General features: G+C 50.4%; 18 protein-coding genes. All 18 read right to left on the bottom strand.

The window, feature by feature from the left end:
* Positions 1-21: 21 nt before the first annotated feature.
* The 18 genes from fliE to rplS all read right to left on the bottom strand — a co-directional run bounded on the left by fliE (position 22) and on the right by rplS (position 16,745).
* Positions 22-318 carry a flagellar hook-basal body complex protein FliE gene (gene fliE, locus ACTRXI_RS00535; protein WP_474260487.1) on the bottom strand — a complete coding sequence of 99 codons (297 nt, stop codon included), beginning with the start codon at positions 316-318 and terminating at the stop codon, positions 22-24.
* A gap of 20 nt (positions 319-338) precedes the next feature.
* Positions 339-785, bottom strand: a complete 447-nt coding sequence (gene flgC / locus ACTRXI_RS00530; RefSeq protein ID WP_298784326.1) for a flagellar basal body rod protein FlgC — start codon at positions 783-785, stop codon at positions 339-341.
* Between the two features lie 2 nt (positions 786-787).
* Entirely contained in the window at positions 788-1,183 is a 396-nt protein-coding gene (gene flgB, locus ACTRXI_RS00525) for a flagellar basal body rod protein FlgB (RefSeq protein ID WP_474260485.1), read from the bottom strand.
* A 299-nt stretch (positions 1,184-1,482) separates the two neighbouring features.
* The gene (gene codY / locus ACTRXI_RS00520; protein ID WP_091610307.1) at positions 1,483-2,265 is read right to left on the bottom strand and encodes a GTP-sensing pleiotropic transcriptional regulator CodY; all 783 of its coding nucleotides are present in this window, start codon (positions 2,263-2,265) and stop codon (positions 1,483-1,485) included.
* A gap of 23 nt (positions 2,266-2,288) precedes the next feature.
* The gene (gene hslU / locus ACTRXI_RS00515; RefSeq protein ID WP_474260483.1) at positions 2,289-3,701 is read right to left on the bottom strand and encodes an ATP-dependent protease ATPase subunit HslU; all 1,413 of its coding nucleotides are present in this window, start codon (positions 3,699-3,701) and stop codon (positions 2,289-2,291) included.
* Positions 3,702-3,728: 27 nt separating this feature from the next.
* Entirely contained in the window at positions 3,729-4,277 is a 549-nt protein-coding gene (gene hslV / locus ACTRXI_RS00510) for an ATP-dependent protease subunit HslV (RefSeq protein WP_474260481.1), read from the bottom strand.
* A gap of 2 nt (positions 4,278-4,279) precedes the next feature.
* A complete protein-coding gene (xerC, locus tag ACTRXI_RS00505; protein ID WP_474260479.1) occupies positions 4,280-5,197 on the bottom strand; it encodes a tyrosine recombinase XerC in 918 nt (305 codons plus the stop codon).
* Positions 5,198-5,301: 104 nt separating this feature from the next.
* Positions 5,302-6,615 (bottom strand): FADH(2)-oxidizing methylenetetrahydrofolate--tRNA-(uracil(54)-C(5))-methyltransferase TrmFO, encoded by a 1,314-nt coding sequence (gene trmFO / locus ACTRXI_RS00500; protein ID WP_474260477.1) that lies wholly within the window; start codon positions 6,613-6,615, stop codon positions 5,302-5,304.
* An 82-nt stretch (positions 6,616-6,697) separates the two neighbouring features.
* Positions 6,698-8,773, bottom strand: a complete 2,076-nt coding sequence (gene topA, locus ACTRXI_RS00495; protein ID WP_474260475.1) for a type I DNA topoisomerase — start codon at positions 8,771-8,773, stop codon at positions 6,698-6,700.
* A 193-nt stretch (positions 8,774-8,966) separates the two neighbouring features.
* Positions 8,967-9,842 carry a DNA-processing protein DprA gene (dprA, locus tag ACTRXI_RS00490; RefSeq protein WP_474260473.1) on the bottom strand — a complete coding sequence of 292 codons (876 nt, stop codon included), beginning with the start codon at positions 9,840-9,842 and terminating at the stop codon, positions 8,967-8,969.
* A gap of 102 nt (positions 9,843-9,944) precedes the next feature.
* A complete protein-coding gene (sucD, locus tag ACTRXI_RS00485) occupies positions 9,945-10,859 on the bottom strand; it encodes a succinate--CoA ligase subunit alpha (protein ID WP_322524654.1) in 915 nt (304 codons plus the stop codon).
* Between the two features lie 21 nt (positions 10,860-10,880).
* Positions 10,881-12,041 carry an ADP-forming succinate--CoA ligase subunit beta gene (gene sucC / locus ACTRXI_RS00480; RefSeq protein WP_022792755.1) on the bottom strand — a complete coding sequence of 387 codons (1,161 nt, stop codon included), beginning with the start codon at positions 12,039-12,041 and terminating at the stop codon, positions 10,881-10,883.
* 178 nt (positions 12,042-12,219) lie between these two features.
* On the bottom strand, positions 12,220-12,513 hold the full coding sequence (locus ACTRXI_RS00475; RefSeq protein ID WP_322524653.1) for an EscU/YscU/HrcU family type III secretion system export apparatus switch protein: 294 nt from the start codon (positions 12,511-12,513) through the stop codon (positions 12,220-12,222).
* Positions 12,510-14,060: a hypothetical protein gene (locus ACTRXI_RS00470; protein ID WP_474260470.1), complete on the bottom strand. Its 1,551-nt coding sequence runs from the start codon at positions 14,058-14,060 to the stop codon at positions 12,510-12,512. The genes ACTRXI_RS00475 and ACTRXI_RS00470 overlap by 4 nt, the downstream gene beginning before the upstream one ends.
* A 15-nt stretch (positions 14,061-14,075) precedes the next feature.
* On the bottom strand, positions 14,076-14,858 hold the full coding sequence (locus tag ACTRXI_RS00465; protein WP_474260468.1) for a ribonuclease HII: 783 nt from the start codon (positions 14,856-14,858) through the stop codon (positions 14,076-14,078).
* Between the two features lie 13 nt (positions 14,859-14,871).
* Positions 14,872-15,735, bottom strand: a complete 864-nt coding sequence (gene ylqF / locus ACTRXI_RS00460; RefSeq protein ID WP_474260466.1) for a ribosome biogenesis GTPase YlqF — start codon at positions 15,733-15,735, stop codon at positions 14,872-14,874.
* 19 nt (positions 15,736-15,754) lie between these two features.
* On the bottom strand, positions 15,755-16,315 hold the full coding sequence (lepB, locus tag ACTRXI_RS00455) for a signal peptidase I (RefSeq protein WP_474260464.1): 561 nt from the start codon (positions 16,313-16,315) through the stop codon (positions 15,755-15,757).
* An 85-nt stretch (positions 16,316-16,400) separates the two neighbouring features.
* Positions 16,401-16,745: a 50S ribosomal protein L19 gene (rplS, locus tag ACTRXI_RS00450; RefSeq protein WP_022792749.1), complete on the bottom strand. Its 345-nt coding sequence runs from the start codon at positions 16,743-16,745 to the stop codon at positions 16,401-16,403.
* Positions 16,746-16,753 lie beyond the last annotated feature (8 nt).

Below are 16,753 nucleotides of genomic sequence, written 5' to 3'. Positions count from 1 at the left end.
TTCATACCTTCCTCTTTACGATTACACCTGCATCCGCATCATTTCTTTGTAGGCTTCCACCGCCTTGTTTCTCACCTCGGTGGCCGTCTGCATGTAGACACTTCCTTTTTCCGCGGCAATCATCACATCATGCAGGTTGTCCGCTTCTCCGGTCACAAGCTTTTCCGTCATCCGGTCCGATTCAAGCTGGGCTTCATTGACTTTACTCATCGCCTCACTCATCGCTTTTTGAAATGAATCGCCGGTTTCCTTTACTGTCGCCTGGCCTGCCTCATTTGCTGTTTTCATTACCGGAGCCTGGCTATTCGTAATTTCCATTTGTCATCCTCCTTCCGTTATTAGTTTTTACCGATTTCAAGTGCTTTCATCATCATATTTTTATTGGCATTGAGTGCCGTGACGTTTGCCTCATACGAGCGTGAGGCCGAGGTCAAATCCGTCATTTCTTTTAAAGGATCCACATTTGGCATCTGTACGTAGCCTTCTTCATTGGCATCGGGATGCTCAGGCTGGTAAACCTCATCAAAAGGGGCATCATCCACCCCGATTTCCGACACCCGCACGCCGCCCTGGTCATTTAATGCTTTCGTTAAATTCGACTGAAAGGAATTGTCCTGCTTCGGACTCATGGAAACGGTTTTGCGCTGGTACGGCTGCCATTCCCCGTCAACGAGCCGCCCTCTCGTGGAATCCGCATTCGCAAGGTTGGAGCTTACGACATCCATTCTTAGGCGCTGAGCCGTCAAGGCCGAGCCGGAGGCTTGAATTCCATTAAAAATAGACATGCTTATGACCCTCCCCGGATAGCTGATTTAATGCCGCCAAATTTTCCATTAATACGATCAATAATGGCGTTATAATGCAACTGGTTTTCCGAAAGCTCGGTCATTTCTTTGTCAATGTCTACGTTGTTTCCATTATTGTTATATGTATTGCCCTTCTGCTCGTATACGCTCGGAGTATTTTGATTATTCTGAAAAGAAAAGTGTTTTGCGTCTGTCCGTACAGCTTCCATCTGACTGCTGCTTTCTTCTTTCAGCATGTCCTGAAAGGAAACTTCCTTCGCTTTGTAGTTCGGGGTGTCAATATTGGCAATATTATCCGTGATTGCCTTCTGTCTAAGCGATGCCCCTTCGACACCCGCCTGTAATTTCTGCCACGTCCCTGATTGGAACAGTTCCATTTTCTCACCTCTGGCTTTTTAATTGATACTAAAGGTTTAGTTATTTACTTTTATATGAGCATTACTTCCTAAATTGTATAGAAAAAATGTACATTTGTCTAATCAATATCGCGGTTTTTGCATTTCAGTAACTTCCGTCTAAGAAGTTAAACTACTTTTTAATAGTTCTTTTATCCTCAATGTGCTTATTTATTGGATAGTATTCAATTTTCACCGGAATGCTGTCTTTCCTTCACGCCTCATGTTTTAGTTTAAGAGCAAAAAAAAGCGACCCCCGTGAAGGGATCGCCCGAAAGCCGTTAGTCATTATTTTTAATTTTCTCGAGTTCATACAGGAACTTGTTGTTTAATACTTTAATATAGGTTCCCTTCATGCCAAGGGATCTTGATTCGATCACGCCGGCGCTTTCAAGCTTACGCAGGGCGTTGACGATCACGGAGCGGGTGATACCGACACGGTCGGCAATTTTACTCGCTACAAGCAGCCCTTCCTTGCCGTCGAGCTCCTCGAAAATATGCTCTACCGCTTCGAGTTCGCTGTAGGAAAGGGAGCTGATAGCCATCTGAACAACGGCTTTACTTCTCGCTTCCTCTTCAATTTCCTGCGTTTTTTCATGGAGGATTTCCATGCCGACAACAGTCGCCCCGTACTCGGCGAGGATCAGATCATCATCATCAAACGTTTCGCTTAACCGGGCCAGAACGAGCGTGCCAAGACGCTGGCCGCCGCCGACAATCGGTACAATCGTTGTCAGGCCGGACGCAAATAATTCAGCGCTTTCCTGCGGAAATGCCGTGTATTCACTCTGCACATCCAGATTCGGGGAGGTTTCATTAATGCCGAACAGCCCCGAGGTATACTCCTGCGGGAACTGACGCTCCTCTAAAATCCGCTGCATTTTTTCGTGCTCGATTTCCTGCTCGATCGAGTAGCCGAGCAGCTTCCCGCGGCGGCTGACTACAAACACATTAGCCCCGATAATTTCCTGAAGGGTTTCGGCCATGTCTTTAAAATTGACGTGGTCCCCCTGTGTTTTCTGTAACATTTCATTAATTCTTCTGCTTCTTGTTAACAAATCCATGCTGATTCTCCTCCTGATTTATGCTACAAAATGTACCGGCTGACGTCCCGGTCCCTGGCGATCGTGGCCAGTTTATCATTGACGTACTCCGGCGTAATGGTAATAGCGTCCATAGTAATTTCCGGCGCCTCGAAGGACAGATCTTCGAGCAGTCTTTCAAGCAGCGTATGCAGCCGTCTCGCACCGATATTTTCTGTCTGCTGATTGACCGCTTCCGCTAATTCTGCAATAGTGTCGACCGCTTCATCTGTAAACGTTACTTCAATGCCTTCGGTACGGATGAGAGCCTGATACTGCTTCGTAAGAGCCTGGTCCGGCTCCCGCAGAATCCGGGCAAAATCTGCTGCCCCTAAGTTATCTAATTCGACACGCACCGGAAATCTTCCTTGCAGCTCAGGAATTAAATCGGAAGGCTTAGCCGTATGAAAAGCACCGGCGGCGATAAACAGCATGTGATCGGTACGCACCGGCCCGTACTTCGTATTAACCGTTGATCCTTCCACAATCGGCAGAATGTCCCGCTGTACGCCTTCACGTGAAACGTCCGCACTGCTGCTTTCCTTTTTACCGGTTACTTTATCAATTTCATCCAGGAACACAATTCCCAGCTGCTCCGCGCGATAAACAGCTTCTGTACTGACTTCGTCCATATCGATCATTTTCTGGGCTTCCTGCTCGGTCAGCACCTTGCGTGCTTCGCTCACAGGGAGGGTACGGCTGCTCGTTTTCTTTGGCATCATGTTCCCGAGCATCTCCTGCATGTTCATGCCCATCTGCTCCATGCCGCCGCCCTGAAACATGTCGCCCATGGAGCCGGACTGCTGTTCGACCTCTATGGTCACTTTGCGGTCTTCAAGCTCGCCCATCTCCAGCTGCTTCTGCAGCTGACGGCGCTGCTCACGCAGATCACTGTTGTCCGAAGTGTCTGTCTCTTCCTCTTCATCATTGTCCTCATTCTGCTGAAAAAGCATCCCGAACGGATTGCCGGAGTTGTTATCCGCCTGACGATTTTTGCGTTTTCTCGGAGCAAGCAGCCGGACAATTTTTTTATTCGCGGCTTTTTCTGCTTTTTCCTGTACGGAGGCTGTTTTTTCTTCCTTTACAATACGTACGGCGACCTCCACCAGATCCCGGATCATCGATTCCACGTCACGGCCGACATAGCCGACTTCCGTGAATTTCGTGGCTTCCACCTTCGAAAACGGGGCGCCGACAAGCTTCGCAATCCGGCGGGCAATCTCTGTTTTACCTACGCCCGTCGGTCCGATCATCAAAATATTTTTCGGCGTTACTTCCTCCTGAAGCTGTTCGGGCAGTTTGCTTCTGCGATACCGGTTGCGAAGAGCTACCGCAACAGACCGTTTCGCTTCATTCTGGCCGATAATATATTGATCGAGCCGTTCTACAATCTGTTTGGGTGTCATCGAAATTTCCATTAATAAGCCCCCTTAGCGGACTATGTTTTAAGATTCCAAATCTTCAATTATGATTTCATGGTTGGTGAAAACACATATATCTGCTGCTGTCTGCAGCGAAGCCTCGGCCATTTCCCGGGCGGTCAGGTGCGTGGCATGCTTTTTGAGTGCCCGTCCGGCGCTGAGCGCAAAATTGCCCCCGGAGCCGATCGCAAGCATATTATCATCAGGCTCGATTACCTCTCCTGTGCCCGCGACCAAAAGCATGGTGGATTTATCCATAACTATGAGCATCGCTTCCAGACGCCGCAGCGTTTTATCGCTGCGCCAGTCCTTGGCAAGCTCGACGGCAGCACGCTGCAGATTGCCGCTCCACTGCTCGAGTTTTTCTTCAAATAAGTCAAACAGTGTAAACGCGTCAGCTACCGATCCGGCAAAGCCGGCGAGAACTTTCCCGTTGTACAGCCGTCTCACCTTTCGTGCCGTATGCTTCATGACCACCTGCTGGCCGAGCGTCACCTGGCCGTCGCCGGCCATCGCTCCTTCACCGTCGTGATGGACAGCGTATATTGTTGTGGCGTGAAAGGATGGTTCCATAGTTATTCACGCTTCCTTTCTGCTCTTGGATGCGCATGTCGATACACATCCTGTAGCCGTTCTTTCGTGACATGGGTATAAATCTGGGTTGTTGATAAATTGGCATGGCCGAGAAGATCCTGCACGACCCGCAGGTCCGCCCCGTGATTGAGCAGATGTGTCGCAAACGTATGCCTCAGATCATGAGGAGAAATACGAAGCGTGCTTGAGACCTTTTTCACCCGTTCGTTGATGACATGGCGGAATCCACGGTCGGTCAGCGGACCGCCCCGGGCATTTAAAAACAGCTGGCCGGTCGGCACGCTGCTTTTGGCTGCCAGCTCCGGCCGCACCTCCGTTTTGTACAGCTCCACGGCTTCCTGGGCAAAGCTTCCTACCGGCACGTACCTCTCCTTCCGGCCCTTTCCCTTCACCAGAATGGTGCCAAGGTAGTCATCGAGGTCATCGGCCTGCAGCTGCTGGCATTCGCTGATGCGCATGCCTGTCGCATAAAGCAGCTCCATAATGGCTTTATCCCTGATATCAAGCGGCTTGCTCATATCAAATGAAGCAAACAGCGATTCGATCTCTTCTTCATATAAAAAGTGGGGAAGCGGCCGCTCTTTTTTCGGATGGCTCGCCCCGATGAACGGATTCTGTTCAATATATTCTTCACGCTGCAGATAGCGGAAATACGCACGCAGCGCGGAGATTTTCCGCGCTACTGTCGCCCTTGCATACGAGCGGTCGTACATGCTGCTGTAGTAGAGGCGGACGAGCGTTGGATCAACATCCTCCACGTGCTTCCAGCCCTCCTGCTGCATAAAAGCTTCAAATTCAATCAAGTCCTGTTCGTAAGCTGTTTTTGTATAAGAGGAAATGTTTTTTTCAAGCTCCAGATAGCGGAAAAATTCTTCCCTCCAGGTTAATAGCGGGTTCATCAGCTTTTTGCTCCTTTGCACTTTCGGCTTCCCTCTGCGGGTCTGTTGCCGCCCTATGAAGACAAAAGCTAGTAAATCGTATCATAAACCCTGCAGCCTAGCAATCATATTTGGACTTTTTTCTTAAAATTCTGAATGGCATCCAGAGCCCGTTCTGCGTAGTATTCATTGCGTTCCCGCTTGTTTTTGATTTTCTGCTCCGGGGCGGGCAGCAGGCCGAAGTTGGCGTTCATCGGCTGAAAGTTTTTGGCGCCGGCCGTCGTAATATAGTGACTCATGGCACCGATCACCGTTTCCTTCGGGAAGGTGTCCGTTTCTTCCTGCAAATATTGTTTTGCCGCATTCCATCCGGCGACCAGCCCGGAAGCAGCTGATTCCACGTAGCCTTCCACACCGGTAATCTGTCCGGCGAAGAACAAATCACTGCGGGCCTTCGTCTGATAGGTCGGATTCAGGAAGTTCGGGGAATTCAAAAATGTATTGCGGTGCATCACGCCGTAGCGGACGATGTCGGCATTTTCAAGCCCCGGGATTAAACGGATTACTTCCTTCTGAGGTCCCCATTTGAGATGCGTCTGGAAGCCGACAATGTTAAAGAGCGTGCCTTCCTGGTTGTCCTGGCGCAGCTGCACGACGGCGTGCGGGCGCTCCCCTGTTTCCGGGTGCTCCAGACCGACCGGCTTCATCGGGCCGAACAGCAGGGTCTTTTTGCCTCTGCGGGCAATTTCCTCGACCGGCATACAGCCTTCAAAAAAGATGTTTTTTTCAAATTCGCGCAGCGGAACAACTTCTGCTTCCACCAGTGCATCGTAGAAGCGGTCAAATTCCTCTTCTGTCATCGGACAGTTGATGTACGCAGCTTCTCCTTTATCGTACCTGGATTTTACATACGCTTTGTCCATATCGATGCTGTCTGTTTCCACAATCGGCGCCGCTGCATCGTAAAAGTACAAATGCTCTTCGCCGGTCAGGTTAAAAATATCCTCAGAGAGCGACTCAGTGGTCAGCGGACCCGTGGCAATAATTGCCGGTTCATCCGGTATATGGGTCACTTCCTCCGATACCACTTCCACGAGCGGATGATTTTTTACTTTTTCCGTGACCTTCGCGGCAAATTCATGCCGGTCTACAGCAAGGGCGCCGCCTGCCGGTACCGAAGCTGCGTCTGCTGCCTCGATAATCACGCTGTCGAGGTGCCTCATTTCTTCCTTTAATACGCCGACAGCATTTGTAAGGTTGTTGGCCCGAAGGGAATTACTGCAGACCAGCTCCGCAAATTTATCGGTATGGTGGGCGGCCGTCTGTTTGTTTGGACGCATTTCGTGAAGCCTGACCGGCACGCCCTGTTTTGCAAGCTGCCATGCCGCTTCGCTTCCGGCTAGCCCTGCACCGACGATATGAACAGGTGTACTTTTCATGATAAAAACTCCTTTCCCTTTTGAAAGCGCAGGCAACTATTCCTTTCGGAAGCAGTCAGACCTGCGCTGTAACCAGTCATTTTTAATTTGGTTCTTCCTTATAATCACATTCAGAGCACTGGACGTGTACGCCTTTTTTCGTCTTTTTCTCCACAAGCATATTTTCACATTTCGGACACGGTCGGGCAATCGGTTTATCCCAGGAAACAAATTCGCAGTCCGGGTACCGGTCGCAGCCGTAAAAGATCCGCTTTTTCTTACTTCGGCGTTCAACGACATTTCCCTCTTTACATTTCGGGCATTTCACGCCAATATCTTTGACAATCGCTTTCGTATTACGGCATTCCGGAAAATTGGAGCAGGCCATAAACTTTCCGTAACGGCCCATTTTATATACCATCGGATGGCCGCACTGCTCGCAGTCTTCGCCTGCCGGCTCATCTTTGATTTCGACTTCTTCCATTTCTTCCTCGGCTTTTTTCAGCCTTGGCTCAAATCCCTGGTAAAATTCATCGATAATCTCGATCCAATTTTGTTTTCCTTCTTCAATATAGTCAAGATCGTTCTCCATCTTTGCGGTAAATTCCACATCAAGAATTTCCGGGAAGAATTCCACGACCAGATCCATGACGATTTCACCGAGCTCCGTTGGCACGAAACGTTTTTCTTCAAGTGCTACGTAGTTACGGCGCTGCACTGTATCGAGCGTCGGCGCATATGTGGATGGCCGGCCGATGCCCATTTCCTCCATCGTCCGAACGAGCCGGGCTTCTGTGTAACGCGGCGGCGGCTGGGTGAAATGCTGATTTTCTTCCATATCCGTCCGGGTGACCATCTGGCCCTCCTGAAGATCCGGAAGCATTTTATCCTCTTCTTTTTTTCCGTCATCTTGGCCTTCCACGTACACCTTCATAAAGCCGGGGAATTTCACTTTAGAGCCGGTCGCCCGGAACAGCACGCCTTCATTATCAAGGTCCACCGACATAGTGTCCATAACAGCCGGGGCCATTTCACTCGCCACCAGACGTTCCCAGATGAGCTTGTACAGCCGGTACTGGTCTCTTGAGAGCGAGCTTTTCACCTGTTTTGGTTCATACATGATCGATGTCGGCCGGATCGCCTCGTGGGCATCCTGGCTGTTGCTGCTTTTAGCATTCTTGCGCTCGCCATGGCGGATGTATTCTTCGCCGTACTTTTCCGTAATAAACGTCCGGGCTTCTTCCTTGGCGGTTTGGGAGACCCTGGTGGAGTCTGTCCGCATATAGGTGATTAAACCGACAGTGCCAGCCGGTTTACCCAGATCAATACCTTCATACAGCTGCTGGGCCACCATCATCGTCTTTTTCGCACGGAAATTCAGCTTTCGCGCTGCCTCCTGCTGCAGGGACGAGGTCGTGAACGGCTGTACCGGATTTCGTTTACGTTCTTTTCTCGTGACCTTTGTTACTTCAAACTGATCGCCTTTCATCTTTTGAAGCACGCCGTCAACGTCTTCCCGGGAGGCAAGCGCCTGCTTTTCTTTCGCTGTGCCGTGAAATTTCGCTTCAAATTCCGCGTCCCCGTCCGAGAACGTTCCATTAATACTCCAGTATTCTTCCGGAATAAACGCCTTGATTTCTTTTTCCCGGTCAATAATCATTTTTACAGCAATCGACTGTACCCGTCCGGCACTCAATCCTTTTTTCACTTTCTTCCATAGTAATGGACTAATGTTGTAGCCGACGAGGCGGTCAAGTATCCGGCGGGCCTGCTGGGCGTCCACAAGATCCATATTGATGGATCGGGGATGCTTAAATGCATCCTTCACCGCCGTTTTTGTAATTTCGTTAAAAACAACCCGGCATTCCGAATCCTCATCAATGTTTAAGCTGTGCGCCAGATGCCAGGCAATAGCTTCACCCTCTCTGTCAGGGTCGGCTGCGAGATATACTTTTTTCGCTTTTTTTGCAGCCGTTTTTAATTCTTTTAAAACTGGACCTTTCCCGCGTATCGTTATATATTTCGGGTCATAATTGTTTTCAGTGTCGACTCCCATTTGGCTTTTCGGCAGATCTCTTACGTGCCCCATTGAAGCTTTCACCGCATATTTTTTCCCTAAATACTTTTCGATTGTTTTTGCTTTTGCGGGAGATTCCACGATGACTAAATAGTCGGCCATTCCTCTTCTCCCCTTTGTCTCAATGAAATATTACCATTATTAACTCGAATAAATTACTCTGTCAAATAGTGATGCTTTTATGATCTTACTCGTTTCAGTGCGTTTTGTGCTTGAAATCACAATTATTCTTTCACAGTTTACCGAACGTGTCTAGCATAACATACGGAAAATTTAAAATTCCGTTTCAATTCCGTCAGCTGTTATGAGACGCTGTCCACCTGCCGGATATGCTTAAATCCTCCGGCTGGATAACCGGGAGAGCACCGTCATAAATCAGCTGATTTGTACCCGCACTCTGCCTGGAAAACACGGATCCCGGCAATGCGCAGACCTCCCTGCCCTGTTCAAGCGCAAGCGATGCCGTAATGAGGGAACCGCTGTTTACATCCGCTTCCACCACAAATATTTTATCAGACAGACCGCTGATAATGCGGTTTCTGGCCGGGAAGTGCCATTTTTTCGGTGATCTGTCCGGAGGATATTCGCTCAAAAGCAGCCCCGCGGCAGCAATATTTTTTGCCAGAGCGAGATGCTCCTTCGGATAAATACGGCCAAATCCGGAGCCTAGCACCGCAATAGCCGGCGCTCCCATTGTTAATGCCTGCCGGTGGGCGTGCCCGTCCACGCCTCTTGCCAGTCCGCTGACAATCTGCACCTGCCCAGGAGGAAGAAATGCTTCCACAGCTGTTTTGCCGTAGGAAGTCATGCTCCGGGAGCCGACTACCGCCAGCCGGGGGCTGTCTTGAAGCAGCTCTTTGTTCCCTTTCGTGTAAAGCACCCACGGCGCATCGTATATTGACTTTAAAGACGACGGATAGCGTTCGTCAAAATATGTAATCCATCCGATACCCTGCTCCCGGTACCAAGCGAGCCTCCGCTGCACGGCAAGCTGGGACATATATTCCCGCCAGGCAGTCAAATGGGCGCTGTTTACAGGCAGAAGATGAGGGTGCGTAAAAGGTAAAAGTAATTCACGGTCACGGCGCAGCAGCTCTGCTACGTGCTTCCATTGAAAATAGGGAAATTCGTGGACAGCCAGAAGCCGTTCATTAAAGGAGAGATTTTGCATGAGGAGTAGTCCTTTCATGGGGGAATAATGGTTTTAGGGGGAACACGGGGAAGAAAAAGAAAACCTCCGCCTGCCCGAAAGAGGCAGCGGAGGGCGGTTATTTTATACTTGCGGTTCGTGGGTGAGGCATTTTTCGTGCAGACCGCGTTCTTTCAGAACGTTGATCATCGTATCACCGATTTCTGCCGGTGTCGCTGCTACCTGCACGCCGCTTTCGTTTAACGTTTTAATTTTTTCCTCTGCGGTGCCTTTACCGCCGGAAATAATCGCGCCGGCGTGGCCCATCCGTTTTCCTGGAGGGGCTGTCGCACCGCCGATGAAGCCGACTACTGGCTTGGTCATATTCTGCTTGACCCATTCAGCTGCTTCTTCCTCAGCTGTGCCGCCGATTTCACCGATCATGATCACGGCTTCTGTATCCGGATCGTCATTAAAGGCCTGCAGCACGTCGGTAAAGCTTGTGCCGTTTACCGGGTCGCCGCCGATACCGACAGCTGTCGACTGGCCGATGCCTGCTTTGGTAAGCTGGTCTACGGCTTCATACGTCAGTGTACCCGAACGGGAAACAACACCTACGTGTCCTTTTTTATGAATGTAGCCCGGCATAATGCCGATTTTGCACTCGTCCGGTGTAATAACGCCCGGGCAGTTTGGACCGACAAGGCGGGTGCGCTTGCCTTCCATAAAACGCTTCACTTTAATCATATCAAGAACCGGGATGCCTTCAGTGATGCAGATGGCAAGATCAAGGTCTGCGTCCACTGCTTCAATGATCGCGTCCGCTGCGAAAGCAGGCGGAACGTAAATAACCGACACGGTAGCACCGGTTGCTTCCACTGCATCATCAAGCGTGTTGAAAACCGGCACGCCTTCAACTTCCGTGCCGCCTTTACCCGGCGTAACGCCGCCGACGATTTTCGTACCGTACTCTAACGCCTGCTGAGTGTGAAAGAGGCCGGTAGATCCTGTAATTCCCTGAACAACTACTTTTGTATCCTGATTAATATAAATGCTCATAGGTCGATGGTCCCTGCCTTTCTATTGAACTAACGAAACAATTTTTTGCGCACCGTCTGCCATAGAGTCCGCTGCTGTAATATTCAATCCGGATTTTTCCAGAATTTCTTTGCCTTTTTCTACGTTCGTGCCTTCCAAACGTACAACAAGCGGAATCTCCAGTCCAGTCTGCTTCGTAGCTTCCACTACCCCGTCAGCGATGACGTCGCACTTCATGATTCCACCGAAGATGTTAACGTAAATGCCTTTAACAGCATCATCTTCAAGGATAATTTTAAATGCTTCCGTTACTTTTTCAGCCGTCGCACCGCCGCCAACATCCAGGAAGTTCGCCGGATCGCCGCTGTAGTGCTTAATGATATCCATTGTAGCCATCGCAAGACCGGCACCATTGACCATGCAGCCGATATTGCCGTCGAGGGCAATGTAGCTTAAGTCGTATTTGGAAGCTTCGATTTCCTTAGGATCCTCTTCATCGAGGTCACGGTAATCAAGTATTTCTTTTTGACGATAAAGGGCGTTTGAATCAAAATTGAATTTCGCATCAAGCGCCATTACTTTCCCGTCCCCGGTCGTTACGAGCGGGTTAATTTCTGCGATAGAGCAGTCGTTGTCGATAAATACTTTGGACAGGCCAAGCATGAACTTCACTGCTTCTTTCAGAAGGTCTGTCGGTATATTCATGTTAAATGCCATACGACGGGCCTGATAAGGCTGCATACCGATAGCTGGATCAATGTATTCGCGGAATATTTTTTCCGGATTTTCTTCAGCTACTTCTTCGATCTCTGTTCCGCCTTCTTCAGAGCCCATCATCACAATGCGGGACGATACACGGTCGAGCACAACACCTAAGTAGTATTCCTTCTTGATGTCGCTTCCCTCTTCGATGTAAAGACGTTTCACTTCTTTACCTTCCGGTCCGGTCTGATGGGTAACCAGTGTTTTGCCGAGGATTTCGTCAGCATATTTGCGGACGTCATCGAGGTTTTTAGCGAGCTTGACCCCGCCGGCTTTCCCTCTTCCACCTGCGTGGATCTGGGCTTTTACCACCGTTACGTCAGAACCCAGTTCTTTTGCGGCTGCTTCTGCTTCATCTACCGTAAATGCAACTTTTCCGTTAGGGACTGCCACTCCGTATTTACGAAGGAGCTCTTTTCCCTGGTACTCATGAATATTCATGCTTTTTCCCCCTCACCGTTACAATACGAATCCTTCTATCGACTGTGTAAGTGATTACAAAATCGAATCTGGGCAGAACGAAAGCCTCTAAATAGCCTCGCTCTCTCCCACACATCCTTTATCGTATAGAAATTTAGAAAAAAATTCAACATTTCCGTGAAAGTTTCTGCTGCGCGGTTTAGTTTTCATTTTTACCGGCTGTTTTTTTATCCATCCGGTAGATAAAGGCGAAGATTTCCGCCACCACTTCATACAGCTCTTCCGGAATTTCTTCATTCCATTCAAGCTCATGAAGCATATGTACAAGCCCGGCATCTTTATGCACCGGGACGTCCTGTTCAGCGGCCGCTTCGATAATTCGTTCCGCGGTCCATCCCCGCCCCTTCGCTTTGACTGCCGGCGCCTGTGAAGTGCCCTGCTTATAATTAAGTGCCACTGCTTTTTTCGTGGTCCAGTTCTGGTTGGAGGTCATATCCGAATATCAAATGCTCCTTTCCGTCCGGGCTCCCGGCCGTGCGGCCCGGCCGGAAGGGCTTCTTCTTCGTGCCACTGAAGCGACACCAGCTGGTAGTTCAGCGAAGCCATTGCCGTTTTCAGCATGGGCTGAAAAAGATGCAGCGGCTGTTCCGGGCGCGGGTTTTCACTGCTGATATTTACCGTCACGTTTCGTTTATAAATCTGCACATCAGCGATTAAAACGCCGAGCCGGTCCATCTCGAGCTGAAATAAAATATGGCACGTATCCGGATCGAGTTTTCCGTCTTCAGTACGTTTTCCCTCCCAGTGAACAACAGCATCCGAAAGCATCTCCCCCCATTTCGCCGGAAGATGGGAGAGCTGCTGCAGCCACGCCTCCTGATCGGTCTGCTGCATGAGCTGCTGCCCGGCCACATGGGCGACGGTCCGTTCGTGCTGGGGTGAGAGTTCAGCTCTCGACATAATATGCACCTGAGCCTGCTCTAAATGCCTGTAAGACGTCTGCATCGCTTCTTTGCTCCCGCTTTCCGCCCAGGAAGACCAGCTCGAGTTGCCGGTATAACTTTTCAGCCATTCCACCATCTGCGGCGTATTGGCAAGCACCGTCACTGCTTCCGGGACCAGCGCGTGCCAGGCTCTCATCAGAGCCTTTGCGCTCAGCTGCGGTGAACTGCCCGGCTGCTGGATCGTCTGATGCAGCTTTGCCGCGTCTTCCACCTGGGACTGAAGCCATTTTTCCACGGACCCGCTGCTTACGGCGCCCTGACCGACATACTGCAGAAAGGCTTCAGCGTTCAATGGAGGCTGAAGGCCCGCAAATAGCCGGTGGATCAGCTGGGCAGCCTGACCGTTTTTGTCAATGACAGCCGCCGCGGCTGCTGCGGCGAACAGCTGCATCGGCTTTGTCGGTGCTTCGATGTCTCCTTTAAAGCTTCCCGGGGTGAGCACGGCGCTGCTGATGGACTGATGAACAGCGTCAGACGTTTTGTGCTGCGCAAGCAGCACAGTTAAATCCTGTGCCGGCGAGGGGCCGTGCAGCACCTGGTGGGCACTTTGAAAGATGGATGCTTTTAAAGGGGCACCTGCGCCGAGCATCCATTGAATCGTCTGCATCCCCTGCTTATTTACGGCGCCTTCCCCTTTTAGCAGTTGCACGCTTTTCTGGAGCGTTTCCCTCGTTACAGGCAGCTGCATCTGTTCAAACATGCGGAATATGTACTGCTCCTGCTTTCCGGAAGGCAGGCCGAGCTGCTTCAGGAGCGCATGGCCCTTATCACCAGAAGAAGTGGCAGCCTCGTTTGCTGCCACCTGCCACACCTGCCGGCCGTGTTCATTTTTCACCTGAAAATAATATGACTTTCCGGCTTCAACCGGTGCCTCCAGGGAAGCGTGATACACCCTCCCGTGCACAGTAACTGCCGCCCGTTGGCCTGGATAAAGCTGTTTGACAGTACCTTTAATAATCTGCCCGGCTTTAATTTCTTCATTTCCGGCTTGTCCTGTACGGTTTCCGGCAAACGTGGACGGCAGCGACAGCTTCATCGATTTTCTCTCCTTTTACGAACGGCGGTACCCGGATACCGGCTGAAACGAATACCGGTGGATGGCACACCCTCCGAGACGATTTAAGCCGTCCAGGTGATTCTGGGTACCGTAGCCCTTGTTGCTGGCAAAATCATAGTCCGGATAAAGCGTATGATAGTACTGCATATAACGGTCCCGTTCCACCTTCGCCAGAATAGAGGCAGCCGCAATCGACACGCTCCGGCTGTCCCCCTGCACGAGCGACTGCTGTTCAATATGTAATGGAAGGGTCATCGCATCTACCAGCAGGGCATCCGGAGCAGGTTTAAGATCCGCCACAGCCGTCCGCATAGCCTTTTTGGTTGCCTGGTAAATATTCAGACGATCGATTTCGTCCGCCTCGATATGAACAACGCTCCAGGCGACCGCCACCTCTTTAATTTTTATTTCAAGCTCTTCACGTTTTTTGGCGGAGAGCATTTTGGAGTCATTTACTTCTATCAGGCTGACGTCCTTTGGCAGCACAACAGCAGCCGTAGTCACCGGCCCGGCCAGCGGCCCGCGCCCGACTTCATCCACTCCAGCCACCGCCTCGAAACCCCGGTCCCAATAATCCTGTTCAAACGAAAGCCGGCTGCGGAAGTCCTCGTACTTTTCCTGCTTCTGTTTCTTTCGTTTAGCATACCGCTGCAGCTCCTTCTGGACGCCGGCCCGAGAGTCCTCCTTCCAGGCCTCCAGAAGCTCTGCATCCGGTTCCTCATGTGTCTGCAAATATTCTTTTACAGCTGTTATCGTCCATTTCTCCAATATTTTCACCTCTGCTGCACAATTATTCGCTCACGTCATCGTCCGGGCGTTCGAGACTGATGCGGCCGAGCAGCCCGCCGCGGAACTCGCGTACGACCATTTCACCTGCTTTTTCGTAATCGATTTCCGCTCCTGCAAGCAGCGCTCCCCGCTTACGTCCAATGTCTTCAAACCACTCCAGCGACGTCTCCCTCGGCTTATCCTCAAGGCTAAAACGCTGAAGCAGCTTTTCGGGGTAATACTCCTGGCAGATCCCGATAATAAAATAAGCAATATCCTGCAGATCCAACAGCTCGTCTTTAATAGCACCTGTCGCTGCGAGACGTTCCCCGACGTAAGGGTCTTCGAACTTCGGCCAGAGAATGCCCGGGGTGTCGAGCAGATCCATTTCCTTGCCCATTTTCAGCCACTGCTGGTTTTTCGTAATTCCCGGACGGTCACCGATTTTAGCTGTTTTTTTTCCGATCCACTGATTGATGAGCGTCGATTTGCCGACGTTCGGGATGCCGATAATCATTGCCCGTATAGCCCTTGGCTTAATGCCTTTTCTTTTCCACCTGGCCTGGAGCCGTTCCGTCTGCTGAAGTGCCGCTTCTTTAATCACATGCAGGCCCTTCTTGTGCTTGGAATCCACGTCCACCGCCTCAATTCCCTGGTCGCGGTAATACTGCTTCCATTCCTCGGTTACTTTCGGATCAGCCAGATCGGCTTTGGTTAATACGATCACCGATGGCTTATCCTGAATAATCGTTTCAAGCAGCGGATTCCGTGAGGACCGGGGGATTCTTGCATCTGCGAGCTCGATAACCACATCCACCTGCTTTAATTTGCTCTGCACTTCCTTTTGCGCCTTGTCCATATGTCCGGGATACCATTGAATGTCCATATCTCTGCCTCCTTTCAAATTAAAATGGCGATGGCCACATATGAGTAAGCGGCCAGAATGTTATTACCGCTTCCCCGACAATCTCCTCTTCTTCTACGAGTCCGATCGCCCGGGAGTCATAGCTGTTCGGACGGTTGTCGCCCATCACAAACACCTGCCCTTCAGGAATACGGCTCCGGCCCGTTTTCTCCTTCAGGGTGAAATCGGTTGTCGCCGGGATAGGGCCTGCTGCCAGGGTCTTTTTATCAAGAAACGGCTCATCCACCTGCTCCCCATTAATAAAAAGCTTATCGTTCCTGTATTCGAGCGTATCGCCCGGCAGTCCGATGATCCTTTTAATGTAATCATCTTTATTATTGGCGTGGAAAACGACCACATCAAACCGGTCCCACTCGTGCAGCCATTTGCTTGATTTATTCAACAGCATCCGGTCTTCGTCATGAATGGTCGGCTCCATTGATTCGCCTTTCACAACGACTGGAGCTACAAACAGCCAGCGTGCTGCCAATGCAATAAGTAATGCAATCATAATCACTGTCAGAAGATGCAGCCAATTGATGGGAAAGCGGCGTTCATTCATGCGGTCGATTCCTTTCTTTATATAGTTTATCCGTATGAAAAAAGCTGCAGACGGAATACTCCGCTGCAGCTTTTTCTCCTGTGTCTTATCGAAGTTCTTTGATACGCGCAGCTTTTCCACGCAGGTTACGGAGATAGTACAATCTAGCTTGACGTACTTTACCGCGGCGTTTCACTTCAATCTTGTCGATTCTTGGGGAATGAAGCGGAAGAGTTCTCTCCACACCAATTCCGTAGGAAACCTTACGCACGGTGAAAGACTCGCTGATGCCTCCGCCGCGACGTTTAATAACGACGCCCTGAAACACCTGTACACGTTCACGGGAGCCCTCGACAACTTTCAAGTGCACTGCTACAGTGTCACCTGGGCGAAAGTCCGGGAGATCCGATTTTAACTGTTCCTTCGTTATGTCGCGAATAAGTTGTTGCATTTGTATTC

The organism is Marinococcus sp. LNHM4E3-1, assembly GCF_056034405.1.
The sequence above is the reverse complement of the archived record's forward strand: the minus strand, read 5'-3'. Positions and strand labels throughout refer to the sequence as shown.

Coding starts and splice junctions, on each gene's coding strand:
- fliE (WP_474260487.1), bottom strand. CDS start 318: ATGGAAATTACGAATAGCCAGGCTCCGGTAATGAAAACAGCAAATGAG.
- flgC (WP_298784326.1), bottom strand. CDS start 785: ATGTCTATTTTTAATGGAATTCAAGCCTCCGGCTCGGCCTTGACGGCT.
- flgB (WP_474260485.1), bottom strand. CDS start 1,183: ATGGAACTGTTCCAATCAGGGACGTGGCAGAAATTACAGGCGGGTGTC.
- codY (WP_091610307.1), bottom strand. CDS start 2,265: ATGGATTTGTTAACAAGAAGCAGAAGAATTAATGAAATGTTACAGAAA.
- hslU (WP_474260483.1), bottom strand. CDS start 3,701: ATGGAAATTTCGATGACACCCAAACAGATTGTAGAACGGCTCGATCAA.
- hslV (WP_474260481.1), bottom strand. CDS start 4,277: ATGGAACCATCCTTTCACGCCACAACAATATACGCTGTCCATCACGAC.
- xerC (WP_474260479.1), bottom strand. CDS start 5,197: ATGAACCCGCTATTAACCTGGAGGGAAGAATTTTTCCGCTATCTGGAG.
- trmFO (WP_474260477.1), bottom strand. CDS start 6,615: ATGAAAAGTACACCTGTTCATATCGTCGGTGCAGGGCTAGCCGGAAGC.
- topA (WP_474260475.1), bottom strand. CDS start 8,773: ATGGCCGACTATTTAGTCATCGTGGAATCTCCCGCAAAAGCAAAAACA.
- dprA (WP_474260473.1), bottom strand. CDS start 9,842: ATGCAAAATCTCTCCTTTAATGAACGGCTTCTGGCTGTCCACGAATTT.
- sucD (WP_322524654.1), bottom strand. CDS start 10,859: ATGAGCATTTATATTAATCAGGATACAAAAGTAGTTGTTCAGGGAATT.
- sucC (WP_022792755.1), bottom strand. CDS start 12,041: ATGAATATTCATGAGTACCAGGGAAAAGAGCTCCTTCGTAAATACGGA.
- ACTRXI_RS00475 (WP_322524653.1), bottom strand. CDS start 12,513: ATGACCTCCAACCAGAACTGGACCACGAAAAAAGCAGTGGCACTTAAT.
- ACTRXI_RS00470 (WP_474260470.1), bottom strand. CDS start 14,060: ATGAAGCTGTCGCTGCCGTCCACGTTTGCCGGAAACCGTACAGGACAA.
- ylqF (WP_474260466.1), bottom strand. CDS start 15,735: ATGGACATTCAATGGTATCCCGGACATATGGACAAGGCGCAAAAGGAA.
- lepB (WP_474260464.1), bottom strand. CDS start 16,315: ATGAATGAACGCCGCTTTCCCATCAATTGGCTGCATCTTCTGACAGTG.
- rplS (WP_022792749.1), bottom strand. CDS start 16,745: ATGCAACAACTTATTCGCGACATAACGAAGGAACAGTTAAAATCGGAT.